The organism is Pseudomonas sp. F9001 (genome assembly GCF_013385435.1).
Lineage (GTDB): Bacteria > Pseudomonadota > Gammaproteobacteria > Pseudomonadales > Pseudomonadaceae > Aquipseudomonas.
This window is the reverse complement of sequence record NZ_JACAPX010000024.1, coordinates 287,744-313,031: the sequence shown is the minus strand read 5'-3', so window position 1 is coordinate 313,031 and position 25,288 is coordinate 287,744. Positions and strand designations below refer to the sequence as shown.

Annotated in this window: 26 protein-coding genes and 1 pseudogene; 21 read left to right on the top strand and 6 right to left on the bottom strand. The window is 61.7% G+C overall.

What is annotated here, in order from left to right:
* Positions 1-100: 100 nt before the first annotated feature.
* The 12 genes and pseudogenes from HX818_RS31535 to HX818_RS22975 all read left to right on the top strand — a co-directional run.
* Positions 101-595 (top strand): annotated as a pseudogene (locus HX818_RS31535) (methyl-accepting chemotaxis protein); the annotation flags it as partial.
* 264 nt (positions 596-859) lie between these two features.
* Positions 860-1,315 carry a type II 3-dehydroquinate dehydratase gene (aroQ, locus tag HX818_RS23025; RefSeq protein ID WP_003217307.1) on the top strand — a complete coding sequence of 152 codons (456 nt, stop codon included), beginning with the start codon at positions 860-862 and terminating at the stop codon, positions 1,313-1,315.
* Between the two features lie 25 nt (positions 1,316-1,340).
* On the top strand, positions 1,341-1,802 hold the full coding sequence (accB, locus tag HX818_RS23020; protein WP_003217309.1) for an acetyl-CoA carboxylase biotin carboxyl carrier protein: 462 nt from the start codon (positions 1,341-1,343) through the stop codon (positions 1,800-1,802).
* Positions 1,803-1,819: 17 nt separating this feature from the next.
* Complete coding sequence (accC, locus tag HX818_RS23015) at positions 1,820-3,181, top strand: acetyl-CoA carboxylase biotin carboxylase subunit (RefSeq protein WP_003217312.1); 1,362 nt, start codon at positions 1,820-1,822, stop codon at positions 3,179-3,181.
* 288 nt (positions 3,182-3,469) lie between these two features.
* Positions 3,470-4,348: a 50S ribosomal protein L11 methyltransferase gene (prmA, locus tag HX818_RS23010; protein ID WP_003217316.1), complete on the top strand. Its 879-nt coding sequence runs from the start codon at positions 3,470-3,472 to the stop codon at positions 4,346-4,348.
* 30 nt (positions 4,349-4,378) lie between these two features.
* Positions 4,379-5,641, top strand: coding sequence for a DUF3426 domain-containing protein (locus HX818_RS23005; protein ID WP_134325666.1), 1,263 nt, complete (start codon positions 4,379-4,381; stop codon positions 5,639-5,641).
* Between the two features lie 185 nt (positions 5,642-5,826).
* A complete protein-coding gene (gene dusB, locus HX818_RS23000) occupies positions 5,827-6,840 on the top strand; it encodes a tRNA dihydrouridine synthase DusB (protein ID WP_003217321.1) in 1,014 nt (337 codons plus the stop codon).
* Positions 6,837-7,157: a DNA-binding transcriptional regulator Fis gene (fis, locus tag HX818_RS22995; RefSeq protein ID WP_003186237.1), complete on the top strand. Its 321-nt coding sequence runs from the start codon at positions 6,837-6,839 to the stop codon at positions 7,155-7,157. The genes dusB and fis overlap by 4 nt, the downstream gene beginning before the upstream one ends.
* An 81-nt stretch (positions 7,158-7,238) precedes the next feature.
* The gene (gene purH, locus HX818_RS22990; RefSeq protein ID WP_003217323.1) at positions 7,239-8,846 is read left to right on the top strand and encodes a bifunctional phosphoribosylaminoimidazolecarboxamide formyltransferase/IMP cyclohydrolase; all 1,608 of its coding nucleotides are present in this window, start codon (positions 7,239-7,241) and stop codon (positions 8,844-8,846) included.
* A 138-nt stretch (positions 8,847-8,984) separates the two neighbouring features.
* Positions 8,985-10,277 carry a phosphoribosylamine--glycine ligase gene (gene purD, locus HX818_RS22985; RefSeq protein ID WP_003217326.1) on the top strand — a complete coding sequence of 431 codons (1,293 nt, stop codon included), beginning with the start codon at positions 8,985-8,987 and terminating at the stop codon, positions 10,275-10,277.
* Positions 10,278-10,379: 102 nt separating this feature from the next.
* A complete protein-coding gene (locus tag HX818_RS22980) occupies positions 10,380-13,157 on the top strand; it encodes a hybrid sensor histidine kinase/response regulator (RefSeq protein WP_102606175.1) in 2,778 nt (925 codons plus the stop codon).
* 184 nt (positions 13,158-13,341) lie between these two features.
* Positions 13,342-13,938 carry a MarC family protein gene (locus HX818_RS22975; RefSeq protein ID WP_003217330.1) on the top strand — a complete coding sequence of 199 codons (597 nt, stop codon included), beginning with the start codon at positions 13,342-13,344 and terminating at the stop codon, positions 13,936-13,938.
* Between the two features lies 1 nt (position 13,939).
* Here the strand turns inward: HX818_RS22975 and HX818_RS22970 are convergent, their stop codons facing one another.
* The 5 genes from HX818_RS22970 to cobG all read right to left on the bottom strand — a co-directional run bounded on the left by HX818_RS22970 (position 13,940) and on the right by cobG (position 19,325).
* A complete protein-coding gene (locus HX818_RS22970) occupies positions 13,940-14,731 on the bottom strand; it encodes a hypothetical protein (protein ID WP_177020787.1) in 792 nt (263 codons plus the stop codon).
* 302 nt (positions 14,732-15,033) lie between these two features.
* Positions 15,034-16,674: a precorrin-3B C(17)-methyltransferase gene (gene cobJ, locus HX818_RS22965; protein ID WP_177020786.1), complete on the bottom strand. Its 1,641-nt coding sequence runs from the start codon at positions 16,672-16,674 to the stop codon at positions 15,034-15,036.
* Positions 16,674-17,405 carry a precorrin-2 C(20)-methyltransferase gene (locus HX818_RS22960; protein WP_102606178.1) on the bottom strand — a complete coding sequence of 244 codons (732 nt, stop codon included), beginning with the start codon at positions 17,403-17,405 and terminating at the stop codon, positions 16,674-16,676. The genes cobJ and HX818_RS22960 overlap by 1 nt, the downstream gene beginning before the upstream one ends.
* Positions 17,405-18,031, bottom strand: a complete 627-nt coding sequence (locus HX818_RS22955) for a precorrin-8X methylmutase (protein ID WP_177020785.1) — start codon at positions 18,029-18,031, stop codon at positions 17,405-17,407. The genes HX818_RS22960 and HX818_RS22955 overlap by 1 nt, the downstream gene beginning before the upstream one ends.
* Positions 18,024-19,325, bottom strand: coding sequence for a precorrin-3B synthase (gene cobG / locus HX818_RS22950; RefSeq protein WP_371315735.1), 1,302 nt, complete (start codon positions 19,323-19,325; stop codon positions 18,024-18,026). Before cobG ends, HX818_RS22955 begins: the two co-directional genes overlap by 8 nt.
* A gap of 95 nt (positions 19,326-19,420) precedes the next feature.
* On the opposite strand from cobG, the gene cbiE reads away from it, so the two are divergent.
* From cbiE to HX818_RS22930, 4 genes are all read left to right on the top strand, one after another.
* Positions 19,421-20,626 (top strand): precorrin-6y C5,15-methyltransferase (decarboxylating) subunit CbiE, encoded by a 1,206-nt coding sequence (gene cbiE, locus HX818_RS22945; RefSeq protein WP_177020784.1) that lies wholly within the window; start codon positions 19,421-19,423, stop codon positions 20,624-20,626.
* A complete protein-coding gene (locus HX818_RS22940) occupies positions 20,623-21,348 on the top strand; it encodes a cobalt-precorrin-6A reductase (protein ID WP_177020783.1) in 726 nt (241 codons plus the stop codon). The genes cbiE and HX818_RS22940 overlap by 4 nt, the downstream gene beginning before the upstream one ends.
* A 125-nt stretch (positions 21,349-21,473) precedes the next feature.
* Positions 21,474-21,752 (top strand): hypothetical protein, encoded by a 279-nt coding sequence (locus HX818_RS22935; RefSeq protein ID WP_003217345.1) that lies wholly within the window; start codon positions 21,474-21,476, stop codon positions 21,750-21,752.
* On the top strand, positions 21,749-22,237 hold the full coding sequence (locus HX818_RS22930) for a PIN domain-containing protein (protein ID WP_177020782.1): 489 nt from the start codon (positions 21,749-21,751) through the stop codon (positions 22,235-22,237). The genes HX818_RS22935 and HX818_RS22930 overlap by 4 nt, the downstream gene beginning before the upstream one ends.
* A gap of 58 nt (positions 22,238-22,295) precedes the next feature.
* Here HX818_RS22930 and HX818_RS22925 read toward each other — a convergent pair whose 3' ends face one another.
* Complete coding sequence (locus HX818_RS22925) at positions 22,296-22,535, bottom strand: DUF6124 family protein (protein ID WP_177020781.1); 240 nt, start codon at positions 22,533-22,535, stop codon at positions 22,296-22,298.
* A gap of 644 nt (positions 22,536-23,179) precedes the next feature.
* Between HX818_RS22925 and HX818_RS22915 the strand changes: the two genes are divergently transcribed.
* From HX818_RS22915 to HX818_RS22895, 5 genes are all read left to right on the top strand, one after another.
* Positions 23,180-23,482 (top strand): type II toxin-antitoxin system RelE/ParE family toxin, encoded by a 303-nt coding sequence (locus HX818_RS22915; protein ID WP_008439032.1) that lies wholly within the window; start codon positions 23,180-23,182, stop codon positions 23,480-23,482.
* Positions 23,483-23,485: 3 nt separating this feature from the next.
* Entirely contained in the window at positions 23,486-23,773 is a 288-nt protein-coding gene (locus HX818_RS22910) for an addiction module antidote protein (protein ID WP_008439033.1), read from the top strand.
* 97 nt (positions 23,774-23,870) lie between these two features.
* Entirely contained in the window at positions 23,871-24,266 is a 396-nt protein-coding gene (locus tag HX818_RS22905; RefSeq protein WP_177020780.1) for a DUF2946 domain-containing protein, read from the top strand.
* Positions 24,267-24,312: 46 nt separating this feature from the next.
* A complete protein-coding gene (locus HX818_RS22900; protein WP_177020779.1) occupies positions 24,313-24,795 on the top strand; it encodes a copper chaperone PCu(A)C in 483 nt (160 codons plus the stop codon).
* A gap of 64 nt (positions 24,796-24,859) precedes the next feature.
* Entirely contained in the window at positions 24,860-25,231 is a 372-nt protein-coding gene (locus HX818_RS22895; RefSeq protein ID WP_102607479.1) for a DUF2946 domain-containing protein, read from the top strand.
* Positions 25,232-25,288: the final 57 nt, after the last annotated feature.

Sequence of the window (25,288 nt, the reverse complement as noted above, 5' to 3'; positions counted from 1 at the left end):
GACCGGGTTGCACGCATTGGTCGGCGAAGTGCAGATAAATGCGCAGATGATCGAGAAACTCGCCGAAGAGTCCGCGACCATCGGCGGCGTACTCACGGTGATTCGCTCGATTGCCGACCAGACCAACCTGCTGGCGCTGAACGCCGCCATCGAAGCCGCCCGGGCCGGTGAAGCCGGGCGCGGGTTCGCCGTGGTGGCCGATGAGGTGCGCTCCCTGGCCCAGCGCACCGCCGGCGCCACCGCCGAAATCCAGCACCTGATCGCCGGCCTGCAAACCGCCGCCCGGCAATCGGTGGAAGGCATGCGTGCCCAGGTCGAACACGCCGAGGCCACTGCCGAACAAGCCCAGGCGGCTGACGGCGCGCTGGATGAAATCGTCGGGGCGATCCAGACCATTTCCGACACCGCCGTGCGGATCGCCGATGTGACGGCCCAGCAAAGTGGCGCCGTGAGTGAAATCCGCGATAACAGCGAGCGGATTCACCAGCTGGGCGAGGACAACTTGCTGCGAATTGGCCAGGGACGCCGCCAGGGCGAGCACTTATTGGTACTTGGCGGGCAACTCAACACCGCCGTGCAGGCATTCCGCGTCTGACCGGCTCTCCCGTCTTGTGAAGATCAAAATGTGGGAGCGGGCTTGCTCGCGAAGGCGGCGCACCCGTCAACGCATGTGGCGGCTGAACCACCGCCATCGCAGGCAAGCCAGCTCCCACACTGACCGGATTCAGCCTTGCGGTCACATATTTTGCGCAATCCTCGCTAATCGTGCTGCCTACTGCATAGAACTGGACAGTCACAAAGCCTTTGCGGCATAGTCGCCGGGTTCTACCGTGCCCACATCAATAACAAGGAACAGCCGATGGCGACCTTACTGGTTCTTCACGGACCCAACCTGAACCTGCTCGGCACCCGCGAACCGGGCGTCTACGGGGCAGTGACCCTCGAACAGATCAACCTCGATCTGGAACGACGGGCACGTGATGCCGGCCACCATTTGCTCTACCTGCAAAGCAATGCCGAGTACGAACTGATTGATCGCATCCATGCCGCGCGCAGCGAAGGCGTGGACTTTATCCTGATCAATCCCGCCGCTTTTACGCACACAAGCGTTGCATTACGTGACGCGCTGCTGGCGGTGAGCATCCCATTCATCGAAGTGCATTTATCGAACGTGCACAAACGCGAACCTTTCCGCCATCACTCTTACTTCTCCGACGTTGCGGTAGGAGTGATCTGCGGCCTTGGCGCCAGCGGTTACCGACTGGCCCTGGAGGCCGCCCTGGAACAGCTTGAAGACACGGCCAAGCGCCCCTGACCGACCCTTTGGGAGTTGATGATTCATGGATATCCGTAAAGTTAAGAAACTGATCGAACTGCTGGAAGAATCCGGTATCGACGAGCTGGAGATCAAGGAAGGCGAGGAATCCGTACGGATCAGCCGTCACAGCAAGACCCCGGCCCAACAGTTCTACGCACCACAGATGCAAGCGCCGGCTCCGGCCGCTGCACCCGTGGCGGCTGCTCCGGTCGCGGCGGCTGCCGAAGCCCCTGCGGCTCCAAAACTGAACGGTTTCGTGGTCAAGTCGCCAATGGTCGGTACCTTCTACCGCACCCCGGCACCGACCTCGCCAGCCTTCGTTGAAGTCGGCGCAACCGTGAAAGTGGGCGACACCATCTGCATCGTTGAAGCGATGAAGATGATGAACCACATCACGGCTGAAAAAGCCGGCGTCATCGAATCCATCCTGGTAGAAAACGGTCAGCCGGTTGAGTACGACCAGCCGCTGTTCACCATCGTTTGAACCGCGGAGCGCCTTCGATGTTGAAACCTGCGAAGAAACTGCAAAAAGTCCTGATCGCCAACCGCGGCGAGATCGCGCTGCGTATCCTGCGCGCCTGTAAGGAAGAGGGCATCAAGACCGTCGCTGTTTACTCGACGGCCGATACCGAATTGATGCACGTGAAACTGGCGGACGAAAGCATCTGCATCGGCCCGCCACTGGCCACGAACTCGTACCTGAAAGTCTCGAACATCATCGCCGCCGCTGAAGTGACCGGCGCTGATGGCATCCACCCCGGCTACGGCTTCCTCGCGGAAAACGCCGATTTCGCCGAACAGGTGGAGAAATCCGGGTTTGCCTTCATCGGCCCGAAAGCCGAAACCATTCGCCTGATGGGCGACAAGGTATCGGCCAAGGACGCCATGATCGCGGCCGGCGTACCTACCGTTCCAGGTTCCGACGGCCCACTGCCTGAAGACGAGGCAACCGCCCTGCGCATTGGTCGCGAAGTCGGTTACCCGGTGATCATCAAGGCCGCCGGTGGCGGTGGTGGTCGCGGCATGCGCGTGGTGCACAAGGAAGAAGAACTGATCGAAGCCGCCAAGCAGACTCGCTCGGAAGCTGCCGCCTGGTTCGGCAACCCGATGGTCTACCTGGAAAAGTACCTGACCAACCCACGTCACGTGGAAGTGCAGGTACTGTCCGACGGCCAGGGCCACGCCATCCATCTGGGCGACCGCGATTGCTCGCTGCAACGTCGTCACCAGAAGGTACTGGAAGAGGCGCCGGCACCGGGCCTGGACGAAACAGCTCGCCAGGAAGTACTGGCTCGCTGCGTCAAGGCGTGCATCGACATCAACTACCGTGGCGCGGGCACTTTCGAGTTCCTGTACGAGAACGGCCGTTTCTACTTCATCGAGATGAACACTCGTGTGCAGGTAGAGCATCCGGTTTCGGAGATGGTCACCGGTATCGACATCGTCAAGGAGATGCTGAGCATCGCCGCTGGCAACAAGCTGTCGTTTACCCAGGATGATGTGAAGATCCACGGCCACTCCCTGGAGTGCCGGATCAACGCCGAAGACCCGAAAACCTTTATCCCAAGCCCTGGCCTGGTCAAGCATTTCCACGCGCCCGGCGGCAACGGCGTACGTGTGGATTCGCACCTGTACAGCGGCTACAAGGTTCCGTCCAACTACGACTCGCTGATCGGCAAGCTGATCACCTGGGGCGCCACCCGCGACGAGGCCATGGCCCGTATGCGCAACGCCCTGGACGAAATCGTGGTAGACGGCATCAAGACCAACATCCCGCTGCATCGGGACCTGGTTCGCGATGAAGGCTTCTGCGAAGGTGGTGTGAACATTCACTACCTGGAACACAAGCTGGCTAATCAGTAAGCGAAGTGCTCCACCCAACAAAGCCGCCTTCGGGCGGTTTTGTTGTTTCTGCCCACCCGATTTTTCTGGATGGATACATTCCCCTTGTGGGAGCGGGCTTGCTCGCGAATGCGGTGTGCCAGTCAACACATCCATTACTGACACACCGCATTCGCGAGCAAGCCCGCTCCCACATTTTGTTCTGTGTACACCAGCAGTACAGTCGTCTTCTGCTGTTCGCTCGCGTAAACTTGCGCGTCTTTCGCAGCCCTACCCCGCTGCACACTCATTTTTTCAAAGGTGCCCGCCATGCCTTGGCTGCAAGTCCGTCTCGCCATCAGCCCAGAACAAGCCGAAACCTACGAAGACGCGTTCCTCGAAGTGGGCGCCGTGTCGGTGACCTTCATGGACGCCGAAGACCAGCCGATCTTCGAACCCGAGCTCAACACCACCCCGCTGTGGTCCCACACCCATCTGCTGGCCCTGTTCGAAGACGGCACCGATGCCGCCAGCGTCCTGGCCCATATGGAACTGCTCACCGGCGGCCCGCTGCCGGAACACCACAGCGAAATCATCGAAGACCAGGACTGGGAACGCAGTTGGATGGACAACTTCCAGCCAATGCGTTTTGGCCAGCGCCTGTGGATCGTGCCGAGCTGGCACGCCGCCCCCGAGCCTGACGCCGTGAACCTGCTGCTGGACCCGGGCCTGGCGTTCGGCACCGGCACCCACCCCACCACCGCACTGTGCCTGGAATGGCTCGATGGCCAGGACCTGAAAGACTGCAACGTGCTGGACTTCGGCTGCGGTTCGGGGATCCTGGCGATCGCCGCCCTGCTGCTGGGCGCCAAGGAAGCGGTCGGTACCGATATCGACGTGCAAGCCCTGGAAGCCTCCCGCGATAACGCCGGGCGCAATAACATCGCTGAAGAGAAATTCCCGCTGTACCTGCCGGAGCAATTGCCCCAGGTGCAGGCCGACGTGCTGGTGGCCAATATCCTCGCCGGGCCGCTGGTTTCCCTGGCGCCGCAGCTGTCGAGCCTGGTCAAGCCGGGCGGCCGCCTGGCGCTGTCGGGCATCCTCGCCGAACAGGGCGAAGACGTTGCCGCCGCCTACGCCCAGGATTTTGAGCTGGATCCGATCGCCAACCGCGATGGCTGGGTACGCATCAGTGGTCGTCGGCGCTAGAATGAGCGCCTGCATGAATCGGATGGCCGCATGACCGACAGTTTCGTCACCCAGTGCCCACACTGCCAAGCACGCTTTCGCGTCAACCACGCTCAATTGAGCGTGGCCCGTGGCGTGGTGCGCTGTGGGTCGTGCCTGCAAGTGTTCAATGCCGCTCGCCAACTGCTGGAGCAGCGCGCCAATGCGCCCGCGCCCCAGGCACCACCTGCGGCAGAGCCGCCGGCAGCCGTAGAACCGCCACCCCAAGCGCCGCGAGCCATCAGCCAGAAGCAATGGACCGCCGAAGAGCTGGACCTGGATAACCTGGACCTCGACGTAGAACTGGCCAAGCTGGAACGTCGCGAGATCCAGCACACCCAACCCGTGGGTGCCGACCGTCGCCAGCCCGGCGCCGATCGTCGGCAAAAGGAAGATGCCCTCAGCGCCAGCCGTGATACGGCCAAGGCCGAGGAAGAGCAATGGGCCTCCAGCCTGTTCAGCGAACCCCGGGATGAACGGGCCCAAGCCCCGCAAACGGCCGACGACGAACCGCAACCGGCCAAGGCAAGCCCAGGCAAACCCAAGCGCACCGAACCGTCGATGTCGTTTGAAGCGGTCGAGCCGGACGACGAACCACCGCTGCACACAAGCACCACCGATGACGAACTCGACCCACCGGTAACCGCCGTAGCGGACGAGCCGGAACCCGAACAACCGGAACGCCCGCAGCCCAAACGCAAGCGCCCTCGCCCCGAGGCCGGCGCCCACGACGACCTGCTTTCGGACCTGGAAGACGACCCGCTGCACCTGTATTCCCGGAAGCGCTCCTCCGGCTGGGGCCGCCGTTTGTTCTGGGGCTTGCTGGTGCTGCTGGCCGCCGCCGGCCTGGCGGGACAATACGTCGCCTACCAATTCGACGACCTGGCACGCCAGGACGCCTACCGCCCATGGTTCCAGGAACTGTGCCCGAAACTGGGCTGCACCGTGCCATCCCGCGTCGATATCGCCCACATCAAGAGCAGCAACCTGGTGGTGCGCAGCCACCCGGAGTTTGCCGGTGCCCTGGTGGTGGACGCGATCATCTATAACCGCGCGACATTCTCCCAACCGTTCCCGCTGCTGGAGCTACGCTTTGCCGACATGAACGGGAATATGATCGCCAGTCGTCGCTTCAAACCCGCCGAATACCTCAGCGGCGAGTTGGCAGGCGTGACCGAGATGCCCTCCCAGACGCCGATCCACATTGCCCTGGACATCCTCGACCCGGGCAACAAAGCGGTGAATTACAGCCTGAGCTTCCACTCCCCCGAGTGAAACGGCTGCCTGGCCGGTGCTTGACGGCAGATTATTGACTGCATCGCCTTTGACCAAACCTGCGGCGATAAGAAAATAACTGCTCAGATTTTATCCAATTCAGCCTTTATCCAGTCATCGAGAGCGGGTATCATGCCAACCCTTTTTCGAACTCTAATGATCCGGCCCCACAACAGGGAAGTCCTATGTCGGCGGTACGCATCGGCCCATACACATTGCACAACGGCTTGATCCTCGCCCCGATGGCGGGCGTCACCGACCAGCCCTTTCGTCAGCTTTGCAAGCGTTTGGGCGCAGGGCTTGTAGTCTCGGAAATGGTCACCAGCGACATGAGCCTGTGGAACACCCGCAAATCACGGATGCGCATGATCCACGAAGGTGATCCCGAGCCCCGCTCGGTACAGATCGCCGGCGGTGATGCGCAGATGCTGGCGGATGCGGCCCGGGCCAACGTGGAGTTGGGGGCGCAGATTATTGATATCAACATGGGTTGCCCGGCCAAGAAGGTCTGCAACAAGGCCGCAGGTTCTGCCCTGTTGAAGGATGAGCAGTTGGTGAGCGAGATCCTGCATGCCGTTGTCGCTGCAGTGGATGTGCCGGTCACCCTGAAGATCCGCACCGGTTGGGACCGGGACAACAAGAATGGCCTGACGGTGGCGAAGATCGCCGAGCAGGCGGGCATTACAGCGCTGGCGGTGCATGGCCGCACCCGCGCCGACCTTTACACCGGTGAAGCCGAGTACGACACCATTGCCGCGATCAAGCAGGCGGTGTCGATTCCCGTCTTTGCCAACGGCGACATCGACTCAGCCGAGAAAGCCCGGCGCGTGCTGCACGCGACCGGCGCCGATGGCCTGTTGATTGGCCGGGCTGCCCAGGGGCGGCCGTGGATTTTTCGTGAGATCGAGCATTTTCTGCGTACCGGCGAAACCTTGCCGGCACCGGAGCTGATCGAGGTGGAACGTATTCTGCTAGAGCATCTGGCCGCCCTGCACGCCTTCTACGGAGACGTGATGGGAGTACGCATTGCTCGCAAGCATGTGGGCTGGTATCTCGCAACCTTGCCGGGCGCCAGGGAGTTTCGCGCCCACTTCAATCGTTTGGATGATACGGAAGCACAGTGCGCCAACGTTCGTGAGTTCTTCTCCGAGCGTTACAAGAGCCTGGTGACAGGGGACGGAGAAGGGGTGGCCGCATGACGATGATGACCGAGACTTTAGTGAGTGGAACAACACCCGTGAGCGACAACGTCAATTTGAAACAGCACCTCAACACGCCGAGCGAAGAAGGCCAGACCCTTCGCGGGAGTGTCGAGAAGGCGCTGCACAATTATTTCGCCCACCTTGAGGGCGCTGCCGTCACGGACGTGTACAACCTGGTGCTCTCCGAAGTCGAAGCGCCGTTGCTCGAAAGCGTGATGAACTACGTCAAGGGCAACCAGACCAAGGCCAGTGAGCTGCTCGGTCTGAACCGTGGCACGCTGCGCAAGAAACTCAAGCAGTACGATTTGCTGTAAGCATTCAATCAAACCAGAAAGGCGCCCGCGTAAAAACGGACGCCTTTTTTGCTGACTCCTTTGCTTTTGATGGAAATTGAAATGACCGACCAGACTACCCGCCTGCCGATCCGCCGTGCCTTGATCAGTGTCTCCGACAAGACCGGGATCCTCGAATTTGCCCGGGAGCTGGAAGCCCTGGGCGTGGAGATTCTCTCCACCGGCGGGACCTTCAAACTGCTGCAGGACAACGGCGTGGCCGCAGTGGAAGTGGCGGACTACACCGGTTTCGCAGAAATGATGGACGGTCGGGTCAAGACCCTGCACCCGAAAATCCACGGCGGGATCCTCGGTCGTCGCGGTATCGACGACGCCATCATGAGCGAGCACGGCATCAAGCCGATCGACCTGGTGGCCGTTAACCTGTACCCGTTCGAAGCCACCATCAACAAGCCAGGCTGCGACCTGCCGACCGCCATCGAAAACATCGATATCGGCGGCCCGACCATGGTTCGCTCGGCAGCCAAGAACCACAAAGACGTGGCCATCGTGGTGAACGCCAGCGACTACGCCAACGTACTGGAAAGCCTGAAAGCCGGCGGCCTGACCTACGCCCAGCGCTTCGACCTGATGCTCAAGGCCTTCGAACACACCGCTGCCTACGACGGCATGATCGCCAACTACATGGGCACCGTGAACCAGGCGGCTGAAACCCTGAGCACTGAAGGTCGCAGCCAGTTCCCGCGCACCTTCAACAGCCAGTTCATCAAGGCCCAGGAAATGCGCTACGGCGAGAACCCGCACCAGAGCGCGGCGTTCTACGTCGAGGCCAAGCCTGCTGAAGTCGGCATCGCCACCGCGACCCAACTGCAAGGCAAAGAGCTGTCGTACAACAACGTGGCCGACACCGACGCCGCGCTGGAATGTGTGAAGAGCTTCGTCAAGCCAGCCTGCGTGATCGTCAAGCACGCCAACCCGTGCGGCGTGGCCGTGAGCCCGGACGCTGAAGGCGGTATCCGCCAGGCCTACGAACTGGCCTACGCCACCGACACAGAGTCGGCCTTCGGCGGCATCATCGCCTTCAACCGTGAGCTGGACGCCGAGACCGCCAAGGCGATCGTCGAGCGTCAGTTCGTTGAAGTGATCATCGCGCCATCCGTCAGTGAAGAGGCTCGCGCCATCGTTGCCGCCAAGGCCAATGTGCGCCTGCTGGCGTGCGGCGAGTGGTCGGCCGAGCGTGCCGCTGCCTGGGACTACAAGCGCGTCAACGGCGGCTTGCTGGTACAGAGCCGCGACATCGGCATGATCGGCAGCGCCGATCTGAAAGTGGTGACCAAGCGCGCCCCGACCGAACAGGAAATCAACGACCTGATCTTCGCCTGGAAAGTCGCCAAGTACGTTAAATCCAACGCCATCGTCTACGCCAAGAACCGCCAGACCATCGGTGTCGGCGCGGGCCAGATGAGCCGCGTGAATTCGGCACGCATCGCTGCGATCAAGGCGGAACATGCCGGCTTGCAGGTGCAGGGTTCGGTGATGGCGTCCGACGCATTCTTCCCGTTCCGTGATGGCCTGGACAACGCCGCGAAAGCCGGTGTTACCGCCGTGATCCAACCGGGCGGCTCGATGCGTGACGCAGAAGTGATTGCAGCGGCTGATGAAGCCGGCATTGCCATGGTCTTCACCGGCATGCGCCACTTCCGTCACTGATTGCTCGTTCCCACGCTCTGCGTGGGAATGCAGCCCGGGACGCTCCGCGTCCCAAAGCGTGACGCAGAGCGTCACAAGAGGCATTCCCACGCAGAGCGTGGGAACGGTCAGAATTCAGCGTCATCCGAGGTTTTTGAAATGAATGTTTTGATCATTGGCAGCGGTGGCCGTGAACACGCCCTGGCCTGGAAAGTTGCCCAGGACCCACGTGTCCAGAAAGTTTTCGTCGCCCCCGGCAACGCCGGTACCGCCATTGAAGCCAAGTGCGAAAACGTCGCCATCGACGTGTTGGCCCTTGAGCAACTGGCGGACTTTGCCGAGAAAAACGTTTCCCTGACCATCGTCGGCCCGGAAGTGCCCTTGGTAGCTGGCGTTGTGGACCTGTTCCGCAGCCGTGGCCTGGACTGCTTCGGCCCAACCGCCGGCGCTGCCCAGCTGGAAGGTTCGAAAGCCTTCACCAAGGATTTCCTGGCGCGCCACAAGATCCCGACCGCCGACTACCAGAACTTCACCGAGATCGAGCCGGCCCTGGCCTACCTGCGTGAGGTCGGTGCACCGATCGTGATCAAGGCCGACGGCCTGGCCGCCGGTAAAGGCGTGATCGTCGCAATGACCCTGGCCGAAGCCGAAGACGCCGTGCGCGACATGCTCGCCGGCAACGCTTTCGGTGAAGCCGGTTCGCGCGTAGTGATCGAAGAATTCCTCGACGGCGAAGAAGCCAGCTTCATCGTGATGGTCGACGGCAAGAACGTACTGCCGATGGCCACCAGCCAGGACCACAAACGTGTGGGTGACGGCGACAGCGGCCCGAACACCGGCGGCATGGGCGCTTACTCCCCTGCTCCGGTAGTGACTGCCGAAGTGCACAAGCGCGTGATGGACCTGGTCATCTGGCCAACCGTGCGCGGCATGGCCGACGAAGGCAATGTGTACACCGGTTTCCTGTACGCCGGCTTGATGATCGACAAGGCCGGCAATCCGAAAGTCATCGAGTTCAACTGCCGCTTCGGCGACCCGGAAACCCAACCGGTGATGCTGCGCCTGCAATCGAGCCTGGTGCTGTTGGTTGAAGCTGCGCTGGCCCAGGCCCTGGACAAGGTCGAAGCCCAGTGGGACCCGCGCCCGAGCGTCGGCATCGTGCTGGCCGCCGGCGGCTACCCGGCCGACTACGCCAAGGGCGATGTGATTGAAGGTCTGGACGCGGCTGCTACGCTGGAAGGCAAGGTGTTCCACGCGGGCACCGCGCTCAAGGATGGCAAGGTCGTCACCGCCGGTGGTCGCGTACTGTGCGCAACCGCCATGGGCAGCAGCGTAGATGCCGCCCAGCAACAGGCTTACAAGCTGGCGGCGAAGATCGACTGGAAAGGCTGCTTCTACCGCACCGACATTGGCTACCGCGCCATTGCCCGTGAGCGTGGCGAAAGTCAGTAAACAGCTATCCGTTCGGTTAGGCAGGGGCCTCTGGCCCTTGCCCTACGCTTGTGGCCCCGCGCATAGTTATACCCATGCATCAACCTACGAAGGGATTTCGCCGTGCGCTGGCTCAGGATCGCCATAGGTTTCACTGTCAGTCTGCTGACCTTGCTCTGCTTGCTCCCGGCCCAGGCCGCCGCACAAGGCAGTGGCTGGGCAGTATTGCTTGATGAACAGGCCGATCTGCAACTGAGCGACATCCGCTCGCCCCGCTACATCAATCAATTCAGCCCCATCGAACTGGACCGGATTACCGCCGCGCAACCGGACGGTGCGTTGTGGGTACGCTTCAGGCTGCAACCCGGCAAACACGAGCAAGTGCTGCGGGTATTCGCCCCTGACCTGTCACACCTGAACCTGTATGTACTCGACGGCGACACCCTGGTGGAGCAGGAAGCTACCGGCACCCGCCAGCCCCAGGCCGAGCGCCCGCTGCCCAGCAGCGACTTCATGCTGCCGATGCCGCAAAGCCAGAAGCCGCTGGACGTGTACCTGCGCATGGTCTCGGAACACGAGCTGCGCCCCTACATCACCCTTGAGCCGGCCGTGCTGGCTGCGGCCAACCAGAACCAGACGCTGATCTACGGGCTGCTGTTCGGTTGCCTGGTGATGCTGATCCTGCACAACCTCACCCGCTACGCCTACCATCGCTCCCGCAGCAGCCTGTGGCTCGCCGCCTGCGAATTGCTGTTGCTGCTGAGCCTGGCGCTGCTGCTCAACGTGCTGGGCCCGTGGTTGCCGAACTGGCACGCGGTACAAACCCCCGGTGCCTACCTCGCCCTGCTGCTGACCGCGCCGTGCGGGCTGATGTTTGCCTACCGCTTCTTTGCGCCACTGGGCCCGCATCCGCTGAACAAGCTGTTGATGGCCGACATCCTGCTGATCGTCCTGACCGGCCTGTTGCTGCTGTTCGTCAACACCTTGCCCCTGAACATCATCACCTACGCCCTGGTGGCGCTGGCCGGCCTGAGCATGTTGTTCGTCTCGGCCTATCACTGGCAAAAGGGTTACCGCCCGGCGCGCCTGTTCATGCTGGCGATGGTGATCTTCAACATCGGCACGCTGATTATTCTCCCGGCCTTGCTGGGCCTGACGCTGGTGCCGCCACAAGGCTTGATCATCACCCTGCTCGGCTTTATCTGCCTCAGTGGCCTGTTGATGAGCCTGGCCCTGGGCGAACGCCAGCGCGCCATCACCGAAGACAACTTCAGCCTCAGCCGCGACCTGGCGGCCAGCAACGCCGAAATCGCCGCCAAGGCCGAATTCCTGGCGAAGATCAGCCACGAAATCCGCACCCCCATGAACGGCGTGCTGGGCATGACCGAACTGCTGCTGGGCACCCCGCTTTCAGTCAAGCAACGCGACTACGTGCAAACCATCCACAGCGCCGGCAACGAACTGCTCACCCTGATCAACGAGATTCTCGACATCTCCAAGCTGGAATCCGGGCAGATCGAATTGGACGATGTGCAGTTCGACCTCAACGCGCTGATCGAAGACTGCCTGAGTATTTTCCGCGCCAAGGCCGAGCAGCAGAACGTCGAGCTGATCAGCTTTATCCAGCCCCAGGTACCCCGGGTGATCAGCGGCGACCCGACGCGGCTGCGCCAGGCACTGTTGAGCCTGCTGGAAAATGCCCTGCAAAAAACCGATGAAGGCGAAGTACTGATCGTCGTCGCACTGGACGAGCGCAGCAGCAAACCGCGCCTGCGCATTGCCGTGCAAGACAGCGGCCTGCCGATGGAACCCGCCGAGCGCGACGCCCTGCTGCACAGCGAGTTGCACAGCAAGAACTTCCTCTCTGCCACCCGCCTGAGCGGCCATCTGGGCCTGGTCATTGCCCGCCAGCTGATCCTGTTGATGAACGGCGAATTCGGCATCAAGAGTGGCAGCCAGCAAGGCAGCACCCTGTGGCTGACCTTGCCGCTGGACCCGGAACGCCTGGAGCACCCGACCTCCGACCTAGACGGCCCGCTCAAGGGCGCGCGCGTGCTGGTGGTGGACGACAACGACACCTGCCGCAAAGTGCTGGTGCAGCAATGCACGGCCTGGGGCCTGAACGTGAGCGCCGTGCCTTCGGGCAAGGAAGCCCTGGCGCTGCTGCGCACCAAGGCGCACCTGCGGGACTATTTCGACGTGGTGCTGCTGGACCAGAACATGCCCGGCATGACCGGCATGCAACTGGCGGCGAAGATCAAGGAAGACCCGAGCCTGAACCACGACATCCTGCTGATCATGCTCACCGGCATCAGCAATGCGCCGAGCAAGATCATCGCGCGCAACTGCGGGATCAAGCGCATCCTCGCCAAACCCGTGGCCGGCTATACCCTCAAGACCACCCTTGCCGATGAGTTGACCCAGCGCAGCAAGGGCTCCGTGCAACCACGCCAGCCGGCGATCAGCGCGCCGGCCCCGGTGACCGTGCCGAGTGACTTCCGGATCCTGGTGGCGGAGGACAACAGCATCTCCACCAAGGTGATTCGCGGCATGCTCGGCAAGCTCAACCTGCAGCCCGACACCGCCAGCAACGGCGAAGAAGCCCTGCAGGCAATGAAGGCCCAGCGCTACGACCTGGTGTTGATGGACTGTGAAATGCCGATCCTCGACGGCTTCTCCGCGACCCAGCAACTGCGCGCGTGGGAGGTCAGCAACCAGCGGATTCGTACGCCAATCGTGGCACTCACCGCGCACATTCTTTCGGAACATAAAGAGCGTGCACGCCAGGCCGGGATGGACGGGCACATGGCCAAGCCGGTGGAGTTGTCGCAATTGCGCGAGCTGGTGGAGTACTGGGTGGCACAGCGGGCACAACGCCCCGAGCACGCCCCGACTTCCTGACACGCCCAACCTGTAGGAGCGAGCTTGCTCGCGAAGAACCTGAGAGCGCCGCGTTAAACCAGAAAGCCCGCGTTATCGTTAACGACCTTCGCGAGCAAGCTCGCTCCTACAGGGGATCAGTGCAGCCCGTTCGTCACAGGCCTGATAAACTCCCGCTCGCCCTCCTTCGCTGCGAGCTCCCACCATGCTCCACGTGCTATTCAGCGTTTACCTGAAGATGCTGGTGCTCTACAGCCCCTTCTTCGTGCTCTCCTGCTTTATCAGCCTGACTCGCGGTTACTCCAGCAAGGAGCGGCGGCGCCTGGCCTGGAAAGTGGCCCTCGCCACCCTGGTATCGAGCGTGTTGCTCTACCTGTTCGGCCGGGTGATTTTCAGTGTGTTCGGCATCACCGTCGACGCCTTCCGCATCGGCGCCGGCAGTGTGCTGTTCATCTCGGCCCTGGGCATGGCCCAGGGCAAGTCAGCGGTGCAGACCGACAACGTGCAGCAGGACGTGACCATCGTGCCGCTGACCATTCCCCTGACCGTCGGCCCCGGCACCATCGGTGCGCTGCTGGTGATGGGCGTCAGCCAGCCGCACTGGGACGACAAGATCACCGCGATCCTCAGTATCGCCCTGGCCAGCCTGACGGTGGGCGTGGTGCTGTACCTGTCCAACCGTATCGAACGCATCCTCGGCGACCAGGGCTTGCAGATTGTCAGCCGGTTGATGGGGCTGTTCGTGTGCGCCCTGGCCGCACAAATCATCTTCACCGGTGTACGCGGTTACCTGGTGCCGTAGATCAAATCCTGTAGTTGGCGATAGCCAGGCGGACCTTGTCCCCTGCGCTGTCCCGCAGCAGTTGAATCGTGTCTTCGTTGACCACCGAGCTGTTCAGCACCAGGCACGTGCGGCCACTGAAGGCCTCGACGGATGCACTGTCCCACTCCAGAAACGGTATGCCCAGTTGCTTGCTGACGCCGTGGTAGCTGTACGTCACCAGCACCATCGAAACTTCCCCGGCGATTTCCGAGCAGGACGCCAAGCCGAAATCGCCACCGTCACGCGTGGTGGTATTTCGCTTGAATAACTCAAATGAGGCCGGGAGCTGCTTCAAGGCTTCAACCGCCTCCGCCACCCGTTTGGGCAATACACTGATCAGCGGCCCCGACAGAAACGTCGAGGCCACGGTGGCCGCCATCAGGTTCAGCGCCGCCAGCTGTACCGACAGCCCCTTGCGAGAGGTGTACACCCGCTCGAAACTGCTCCTGACCGGCATCCAGCCGAGGCTGCTCATGACCTTGATGAATTCGTTGTACCAGGCCTCTGTGCCCCGGGCGACCCGCAGCACATCGCTGACGTAGCTGCTCGCCAGCAAATAGCTTTTGCGGGTGTACTCCTTGTTGAGGCTGGTCATGCCTTGCACAAACGACATGACGCTGTTGTTCACCACCGCCGCGTCCAGCTCATCATCCGCCTCGGGCTTCACCGGCGCGCTCAACCCCGACGCCAGGCCGGGCGCGCCCGGAAGCCGGTAGGCGGCAATCAGCTTCCTCCTTTTTGCGCTGTTGATCCGTTTGTTGTTTCGCTCCATAGCCATTTCTCCATAACCCCCAACATGGGGCTCAACGCCAACACTAGTCGACTTGCCGGGGATTTTGAGCTGCTGGAAATTGACCACGGGACGCGCCGCGACCCGCAGGAAAAATCACTGCAGGCGGCGCAGCTGAGTAAACGCTGGGGATGAGGCGGCGGCACACAAAAGCGCCGTGCTTTTCTTCAAGCCGTAGAGAAAGGTATGACTTGAGCCGATGCAAAAAAACCTCGGCAAGCAGACCTTTCCGGCATCAATGACTGACGTTTCAAGGCGGCCCCATGGCGGGGCCGCCGTTGTTTTCAGGAGGCGGGTTTCTCGCCGTACCAACGTGGCGTGTAGACCCACTCGCCACCACCTGCCCGCGCAAAGACGCAGGTGGTGGACGAACCGATCAGCACCATGGTGCGCATGTCCACCTGCTCCGGCGTCAGTTGCCCCAGGGTGGTGACTCGCAGGGTCTGGCCCGGGCGACCGATGTCACGGCCCAAGACCACCGGTGTTTCAGGCGTGCGGTGCTGCGCGACGATTTCCAGGGCGCGTCCCAACTGCCAGGGCCGCGCACGGGAAATCGGGTTATAGAACGCCAGCGCCAGGTCGGCCTGGGACGCCAGGTCCAGGCGCTTCTCGATGATCGACCAGGGTTTGAGGTTGTCCGACAGTGACATCACACAGAAGTCATGCCCCAGCGGTGCACCTGCCTGGGCCGCCGTGGCGAGGGATGCCGACACGCCCGGCAAAATCTCCAGGTCGACCTGATGCCAGGCCGGGTCGCTGGACTCGTGCAAGGCTTCGATCACCGCGGCGGCCATGGCGAATACACCCGGGTCACCCGAAGACACCACCACCACCGAACGCCCCTGCGCCGCCAGCTCAAAGGCATGACGCGCGCGCTGCATCTCTTCGCGATTGTCGGTGCAATGCTGGATCTGGTCCGCGCGGAACGGCCCGGCCATGCGCACATAGGTTTCGTAACCCAGCACGTCGGTGCAGCGGGCCAGCTCGGCTTTTACTGCCGGTACCATCAGTTCGGCAGCGCCGGGGCCCAAACCGATCACCGCGAGGCGGCCACGGGGACGACCGATCAGGGACAGGTCCAGAGGGACCTCGGCCACCGTGATCGCGATGTCCGCCTGAGGCGCCAGATCGGCGAAGCGCAATGGCACGCCCAGCTCCAGCGCCGCTTCGTGCAATGACGAATCGGCCATCTCCGTTTCAGCCGCCAGCAGGCAAGCCAGGGACTGCACGGCGAGCCCGGCATCCTGCAACGCCGCACGAATTCGCCCGGCCAGTTGCGGCCCCGGCTGGCAGGTAACCAGCACCGTCTTCGGATAAATCAGCAACTCATTGGCCGCAGGTGTGCGCTCGGCACTGCCGACGTGAATCGCCAGGCGCGCCTGTTGATCCTGGGGCAAGTTGGCCTGATCCAGCCACGGCGCCGCGCCTTCAATGCGTACTGATTCGCCAGCCAGCAAATCCGAGACAAAGCGTTTGCCCAGTTCCAGATCCCCCAGCTGATAACCATGGGGCGGGTTAAGCAGGCAAGTACCAAAACGCAGCTCGCCACTGGTGGTGATCGCGGCGGCAACGTCCAGGGCCGCGGCGATTTCCCGCGCCATCACGTTCACGCCACCCAGGCCACCGAGCAGCGGCACCACCGCGCTGCCGTCTTCGGCGACGGCCAGCACAGCAGGCTCGACGCCCTTCTCCAGCAACAGCGGCGCCAGGGTGCGGATCACAATCCCGGCGGCGCACAGGGCGATGATCGGCGTGCCCTGTTGATACAACTGGCGCACGCTGGCGCCGAATTCGTTATAGGCCTGATCTGCGCCCTCGACCCGCCCGGCCAGGCCGTGGATCAGTGCGTCGGGATACACCTGCTGGATAGCGCGGGCCGTGGCGAGGCTGCCCTGCCCCAGGATGACAATCGCGGGAGCCGTCATCAGCCTTGCCACCTTTCACCAGGAACGATGATCAACGAGAAATACGGCGAGGACGTCGGATCGACCTGATCCAGGGCGACGATTTTCTGATTGGCCATGGTCGCGCGCTCGACGTACAACGCCCGGCTCGCCAATCCCAATTCTTCCAGTACCTGACGCACCTTGGTGAAGTTGCGCCCCAGCTTCATGATCACCGCCGCGTCGGCATCCGCCAGGCGACGCTTGAGTTCGTCATGGGGCAGCACGCCGGAAAGCACCGACAGGCTCTGGTTGCGATACACCAACGGTGCGCCCAGTACAGAGGCGCCACCGAGCATCGAGCACACACCCGGGATCACCTGGGCTTCGTAGCGCTCGGCCAGGCGGTCGTGCAAATACATGTAGGAGCCGTAGAAGAACGGGTCGCCTTCACAGATCACCGCCACATCGCGCCCCGCGTCCAGGTGTGCCGCAACGTCGACACTGGCGGCGTCGTAGAAATCGCTGATCACTTGCTCGTAGGACAGCGGCGCCGGCAACACTTCAGTGGTCACCGGGTACACCAGCGGCATCAGGGTTTGCTGGGGCACCAAATGGTCTTCGATGATGCCGAAGGCGTTGCCCTTCTTGCCCTTGGCCACGAAGTACGCCACCACCGGCGATTCGCGCAGCAGGCGCAGGGCTTTGAGGGTAATCAGTTCCGGATCGCCGGGGCCTACGCCCAGGCCGATCAAACGTCCGCGTGCCGGCATCATTCGACCTCCGTGGCCAAGGCGTTGACCGCGGCGGCGGCCATCGCACTGCCGCCCAGGCGGCCCTGCATGATCACGAACGGTACGCCGCGGCTGTCTGCCGCCAGCATCGCCTTGGATTCGGCGGCGCCGACAAAACCCACCGGGAACCCGAGGATCAGTGCAGGTTTTGGCGCGCCGGCGTCGAGCATTTCCAGCAGGTAAAACAGCGCTGTCGGCGCATTGCCGATCACCACCACACTGCCTTCCAGGTGCGGGCGCCACAGCTCCAGGGCGGCGGCGGAACGGGTGTTGCCCAGCTCGCGGGCCAACGCCGGCACGCTGTCGTCGCGCAGGGTGCAGATCACCTGATTGTTGGCCGGCAGGCGCGTACGGGTCACGCCTTCGGAGACCATCCGCGCATCACACAGGATCGGCGCGCCAGCGGCCAGGGCTTCGCGCCCGGCCTTGCCGGCACCTTCGGAAAATTGCAGGCCGTCGATGGCGTCGACCATGCCGCAGGCATGAATCACCCGCACCGCGAGTTTTTCCAGGTCGGCAGGGATGCGATCAAGCCGGGCTTCTGCGCGAATGATCGCGAAGGAGTTGCGATAGATCTCCTGACCGTCGCGGATGTAATCAATCATCGGTGTTGCTCCGTGGGTGAGCGCGCAACAAGGCGCCCGCCGCTTCAATAGAAAGAGTGCGCGCGTGCAGGCGGCCGAAACCGGGCAGGCCTGCGTCGCGAAAATAGAGGTCGTAGTGGCCGGGGCTTACCGCCAGCAGGGTGACCGGCGCGGTGTGGGCGGCCGCGCAGGAACGCGGGCAGCCGGACAGGTGCACGCTGTGGCCGGGCGCTAGCGCGGCCAGTTGCACGGCGTCGGCCTTGGTGTCGGACAGGCCTTTGGCGCAACCGCCGGCGCCGGTGCAGGCGATCATCCGTGCGAGGGGTTGGTCCACCGAACACAAAAAGCCAAGCTGTTCGAGGCGTTCGGTGACAGCCGCCGCATCCTGGATATTGGGCAGCAGCAGGCCTTGCCATGGCGTGACACGCAAGGTGGCGTCGCCATGGTCGACGGCCAGCTGCGCAGCGCCCCTGAGCATCGCCGAATCCAGGCGGCCCAAGGGTGCGACGGCGGCGACGTAGACCTGGTTTTTTTGGCGCTGTGGATAACTTCCCAGGTGCAGCGGCGCGGGGTTGTAGTGCCTTGAAAAGCCATCAACCGGCTGCAATGGCATATTCAGCTGCCGCAAAAAGTTATCCACAGCGGTTTCAGCCAGCAGGTGGCGCATGCGGGTTTGATCAGGCCGGGCCAGTTCAAGGAACCGCTCCAGCACCGCCACCACCAGTGCATGCCCTTGCGCCAAAGGTACCGCCGCCAAGGGCGCATCCCGCGCCGGGCAGCCTGCCAGGCCGAATGCCAACAGCGTGTTGCCATTGGCATCGAAGGCTGACAGCCACAGGTCGTGATGATGCTCGAGCATCGCCAGGGCTTCACCGCCGTCCAGTTGCACGGCGAACTTGGCCGACAGCTCATGGAAACGCGGGTGGGTTTCCAGGGTGGTGAGGATCTGGTCGGCCAACGGTCGGGTATCGAACAGCATCTCGCGGTCAATGCCGGCACTGGGGCTCAGCATCAGGTTGCGCACATCATCACCGGCGGCACGCTTGGGCCCCAGGTCGGCGGCCAGCAAGGCGGCGATCAATGCATCCTGTTCGGCGCCGATCCCGCGAATCTGCAGGTTGGCGCGGTTGGTCGCCTCGATCACCCCGCCGGCATGGGCCTGGGCGGCGTCGGCCACGGCAAACGCCTGCTCGGCGCTAATGGAACCACCCGCCAGCTTGATCCGGCAAATCCCGCCGTCCAACGCCTGGACAATACGCAGCAACCCCGGACAGGCCGAGGGGCGCAAGGTATTGGACGGTGGTATTGGTTTCACGGGGCTACCGGTTCACGGGTAAAGGCGCGGTATTATGCCTGCTTTGTCCGGCGGCATGAAAAGCCTGCCCGTCGGATGTCGTTCAAGGAATTCATATGTCGCCCTGGCTGACGGTAGTAGGCATCGGTGAAGACGGCTTCAAGGGCCTGGGCAGAAACGCCCGGCACGCCCTGTTGCGCGCCTCGCGCATTATTGGCGGGCAACGCCAGCTGGACTTGTTGCCGGTGTGCATCCGTGGCGAACGCCAGCTGTGGCCCAGCCCGTTTTCCCTGGAACCGGTGCTGGCCAGGCGTGGTGAAGCGGTGTGCGTGCTGGCCAGCGGCGACCCGATGTTCTATGGCGTAGGCGCGAGCCTGGCGCGGCAGGTGCCCGCCAATGAGCTGCTGATCCTGCCGGCGCCCTCTTCCGTGTCCCTGGCGGCGGCGCGTCTGGGTTGGCCGTTGCAAGAGGTTGTGACGCTGTCGGTGGTTGCCCGGCCGATGGCGGCGCTGAATGCGCACCTGGCCAGCGGCGTGCGTTTGCTGGTGCTGAGCAATGACGGCCAGAGCCCGGCGGCGATTGCCACACAATTGGCCGAGCGCGGGTTTGGCGCAAGTCGCCTGAGTGTGTTTGAACACCTCGGCGGGCCGGATGAGCGGCGCATCGACGGCATCGCCCGGGATTGGCCTGGCGAACCGATTGCCGCGTTGAACCTGGTGGCCATCGACTGCGTGGCCGACGCCAACACAGCGCGCCTGTCACGCCTGGCAGGGCTGCCGGACTCGGCCTTCAGGCACGACGGCCAACTGACCAAGCGCGACGTGCGCGCCATGACCCTCGCCCGCCTCGCGCCGATGCCCGGTGAACTGCTGTGGGACGTGGGCGCGGGCAGCGGCTCCATCGGGATCGAATGGATGCGCGCCCACCCCAGTTGCCGAGCGCTGGCGATCGAAGCCGATGAAGGTCGGCAACTGTTGATCGAACACAACCGTGACGCCCTTGGCGTACCCGGCCTGCAGCTGATTCGCGGCACCGCGCCCCACGCACTCGCTGGCCTGGAAGCGCCCGACGCCATCTTCATCGGCGGCGGCGTCACCCGCGACGGCGTGCTCGACACTTGCTGGCAACACCTGCGCCCGGGCGGCCGGCTGGTGGCCAACGCCGTGACCCTGCAAAGTGAAATGACCCTGATGGCCTGGCGCGAACAACACGGCGGCGAGCTGACCCGCATTCATGTGGCCCAGGCTCAGCCACTGGGGGACTTTGATACCTGGCGCCAGGCGCTGCCGATCACCCTGCTGGAAGTGATCAAGCCACTATGAAACGCATCCTGCTGTTGGGCGGCGTGACGGAAGCCCTGGCCATCGCCCGCACACTGGGGCCCGAGCATGTCTACAGCCTGGCGGGTGTTGGCCGCGTTCCCACCGACCTTACGTGCCAGGTGCGCGTCGGTGGCTATGGCGGCGCGGAAGGTTTGGCGCAGTTCATTCGCGATGAAGGTATCGAGCTGGTGCTGGACGCGACCCATCCGTATGCCGCACAGATCAGCGCCAATGCCGCCCGTGCTGCGGGTGTGTGTGGCATTCCCTGCTGGGCCCTGCGCCGCCCGGCGTGGCAGCCACAGGCCGGTGATGACTGGCGCGAAGTCAGTGACTGGGCGGAGTTGATTGAAGCCCTGAAACCCTTCAAGCGACCACTGTTCACGCTGGGCCGGGAACCGTTGCAACACCTCGACGAAATCCCCGCCGAGCAGTTCTGGACGTTGCGCGCACTGGATGTGTACCCCGGCAATGAACGCTGCGAAGTGATTGGCGCCCGTGGGCCGTTTTTGATCGAGGATGAGCGGGCATTGTTTGAGCGACGGCAAATTGATGTGCTGATCAGCAAGAACAGCGGCAGCACGGCTACCGAGCCGAAGCTGGAAGTGGCGCGGGAGCGGAGGGTGCCGGTGTTGGTGTTGAGGCGGCCGGTGTTGGTGGCGGTGGATCAGGAGCTTTTGTCGCCCGCAGAAACAATCGAGTTATTGGCAGATTTCATTCGATAGATCAGGATCATCGCCCACCTCTATCAACTCTATTTGTGACTAAAGGGACGGCGATGAATCCACAACATGAACTGCTACACTCCAGAAACAGTTCAAGCCAGACTCAATTCTATTCAGGAGCTGACATGATAGATGTCAAAGAAGCCGTGCAAGTTGCCAAGGCAGCAGCCAATGACTTTCTCGGCCAGGAAACAGTACTTCAGGACTTGATGCTTGAGGAAGTCGAGTTAAACCCAGGCGACAAAACGTGGGCAATAACACTTGGCTTCAATGTTCCAGCCCCTGATAAATATCAACGATTAGGCGCATCTTTAGCGGGACAAATGTACGCAAGAAAATATAAAACATTCTTCATTGACTCGGAGACTGGCGAGTTCCGCTCCATGAAGATCCGCGAAGTATGATCGAAACATATATCCGGCAATATCGAAGAAAAGGAATCATAGTCGACACCAACCTTCTGCTCTTGGTACTGATCGGAGGCACACCCAGTATTGCAGGCTTCAAAAGAACAAGCGGGTACACCACCAAAGATTACAAACTTCTGCTTAACGTGATTGATCAATTCGAAAAGCTTATTTCAATTCCTCATATACTTGCGGAAGTCAGCAACCTTACAAACGGGCTTTATGGGAGCAAGCTACACGACTTCTACGCAACATTAAAAAAATCATTATCGACAGTCATTGAGATTCACTGCCCTGCTCTTGATATAAGTTGCGATTATGAGCTGTCGCCCTACGGACTTACCGACGTCGGTATTATCTGTGCAGCCAAAGATAATTATCTAGTTTTGACAGATGACCTAAGAGTCGCTGGATTTGCTCATCAGCACAGCGTAGATGTCGTGAACTTCAATCACATACGGGAAGCAAGCTGGGACGTTTAAAGGCGTCTCACGGGATCATTCCCACACATCAGCGCAGGAACGATCGATCATCGAAGTGTTAAATGCGTTTTCCGCCACCTTCGTGCACCCGATCAGCCAGTAACTCCGCCAGATCGATCAACTGAGCGACGCCCAACAACTCCTCTCGCTTCGATCCTTCCAGGCTAAACGCCAAGTCGCAACTCAGCGCGTTGGCCGAGGCGAGTGTTTCAATGAGGTTGACCAACAGGTCTTCGGTGCTGATTCCGTCGGCTACGGTGAACAGCCGAAAAGGGGGATTGGGGGTAGGTTTAATCATTGTGAAGCTCCGGAGAAGTACAAAGGAGCTACCACTGATCGCCGCGATGCGATGGGGGTGGTAGCTGAACGCGGGTTCGCGGACCGGCTCTCCAGAACACCGGCATACCCGAAGGTATCCCGCGCACAGCCACCATAGCGCCGCACAGTAGACGATAAAAAAGCGCCAACTGAAAGGACACGATGACGCTTTTGCGTCTGAAGAAATCCGGGCCGCGACGCCCGACCACTGAGTTTGCAGTGGTGTTCGGAGACTAGAGATTGAGTTTCCTAGAGACAACCGCCAATCACTGTCGGAAATTTCTGTGGAGGGCCTCCACATTCGAATCGAACACAATCCAAACTGTGGGAGCTGGCTTGCCTGCGATAGCATCACCTCGTTCCAGCAGGAAGACCGAGTCGCCTGTATCGCAAGGTGCAATGACCTCGTAGGAAAGCGCCTCAATCATCGACATCCTTTTGACAACCTCGCTTTAAAAACTGATTCGCCTTACACCCCCCTCCGAACCAGCCGGCTGGTTCAGCCAAAAGCCCTCGCCCTAAGCTCCCCTCCCGCAGTTTTGCACCAGAGTCTGCGATGGGGATGCACTGCTTTTGCGGAGCATCGTGACTTGTCATTCTGTATCCCAAGGAATACGATCCAAGATGATTCACTTCAAGAAATCCAAGCATTTCCTGGAGTGGCTTGATTCGTTAAACAATAAACCGGCCCGTGCACGCGTACTGGCAAGGTTGAATAACGCACAATCAGGCAACTTCGGAGACTGTGAGACAGTAGGAAATGGCGTTTCGGAAATGCGCATCCACTACGGTCCTGGATACCGGGTTTATTTCACTCGTAGAGAGGAGGTGGTTTACCTGTTGTTGATAGGCGGCGATAAATCAACGCAGAAACGCGATATCCAGCGCGCTAAGCAAATTGCAGCAGACTTTGAAAAAAAGGAGTAAGCCATGACTGAATTTACAGACTTCGACATAGCGGAACACCTCAAGACTCCTGAAGATATGGCCGAGTATCTTGAAGCGTGCTTCGAGGAGGATGCCGGTGACGGACTGCTTATTCGTTCAGCCCTCAACAACATCGCCCGCGCCCAAGGCATGACTCAAGTAGCCCGCGACGCAGGCCTCGGACGCGAAAGTTTATATAAAGCCCTCTCCAGCACTGGCAATCCCGAGTTCGCGACTATCATGAAGGTCATGAAAGCGCTCGGCCTGAAGCTGCACGCCACAGCTGGTTGATAGCACTGCGACACCAAACCACACCGCCCCTTTTTACTTATCCTCCCCGATCAGGCTAAATACCCACCTGATCGCTTAACCCTACGGATTGTCCGCCATGGCCCGTCAACGCTTTGCAATTGCCTGGATCGCCTGCCTTGCAGTGCTGTTCAACGCCTTTGCCATGCCGCTGGCGAGTGCGATGCAGCAGGCGGATGACCCGGTCAAGCAATTGCTGTGGGGCAGTTTCTGCTCCTCCAACGGCACGAAACTGACAGCCATTGCCCTGGGCAAGCTGGAGATACCGGCGCCGCAGCAGGACGATCACTCCACCATGCAGCATTGCTGGTGCTGCTCCGGCTCGGCACCTCTGGTCGCGCTGCCTGGGCACACACCCAGCCTGTTCTTTGCTCGATTCGACGCGGTGCAAGACCTGCCGCCGCCGTCATTGCAATCCCCCACCCCGCGCCAGCAATGGCCGAGCCTTAACCCCCGCGCCTCTCCAACGGTCTGATTTCTTCGCAAGTGAACTGCGTTTAGAACCGTTCTGGAGAACTGCCATGCTCAAATCTTCCCTGCTTCTGGCTGCGTTGTTGCTGCCGGTGTGTGCTGCTGCCAATGCCGAAGACTTCAAGGTCGGCGAACTGGTGGTCAGCGAACCCTGGTCCCAGGAACTGCCGCCCAATGCGCCGACCGTCGCGGCGTATTTCGTGATTCATAACCAGGGCGAGCATGCGGATCGCTTGCTCAGCGTCGACACGCCCGTGGCCGCCAAGGCCGAACTGCATGAGCATGTGATGCAGGGCGATCTGATGAAGATGCAGCAGGTGACCAGCGTCGCGGTGCCGGCCAAAGGTGACCTGGCGTTCGCGCCCATGGCCTACCACGTGATGCTGCTGGACCTGAAGGACCGCAGCGTTTTGCGCGACGGCCAGCATTTTCCGCTGACCCTGAACTTTGAAAAGGCCGGGCCAGTGAAGGTGGAAGTGTCAGTGCAGAAGCAGCCGCCCATGGCCGGCCACGAACACATGCACGCCCAATAGATAAACCTCGATGGGCGCCCCACGCGCCAGGTTGTCCCCGCACCGCCGTAAGCCTGTAGGCCTTATGCGCGGCAGCTGGATCAGCCTGTTCGCCATGCTGATGATCTTTATCGGTCCGCTGATTTCCCAAGCGATGCCGATGGATCATCACGCCGGCATGTCGATGGAAATGTCCATGGACGCGCCGAGCTGCCATGGCGACGCCAAGCCTGCGACCGATCACCACAAAGCACCCGACGAACACCACGTGCTCTGGGAAAAGTGCGGCTATTGCAGCCTGCTCTTCAGTTGCCCGGCGCTGCCTGGCAGCGTGTCGTTTGTCACCCTCGGCAGCCCGCCGCCCGCCAACGCCCTGACCCCCGCCCCACGCCTGGGCCATGCCCGGCAAACCGTGTTCCCCGGCGCCCGCAGCCGCGCCCCGCCCATCATCGCGTAAGCACTTCACACCGTTACTTCACCCCGGCCGACTTTAGACAGACAGCCGCAGGCTGCT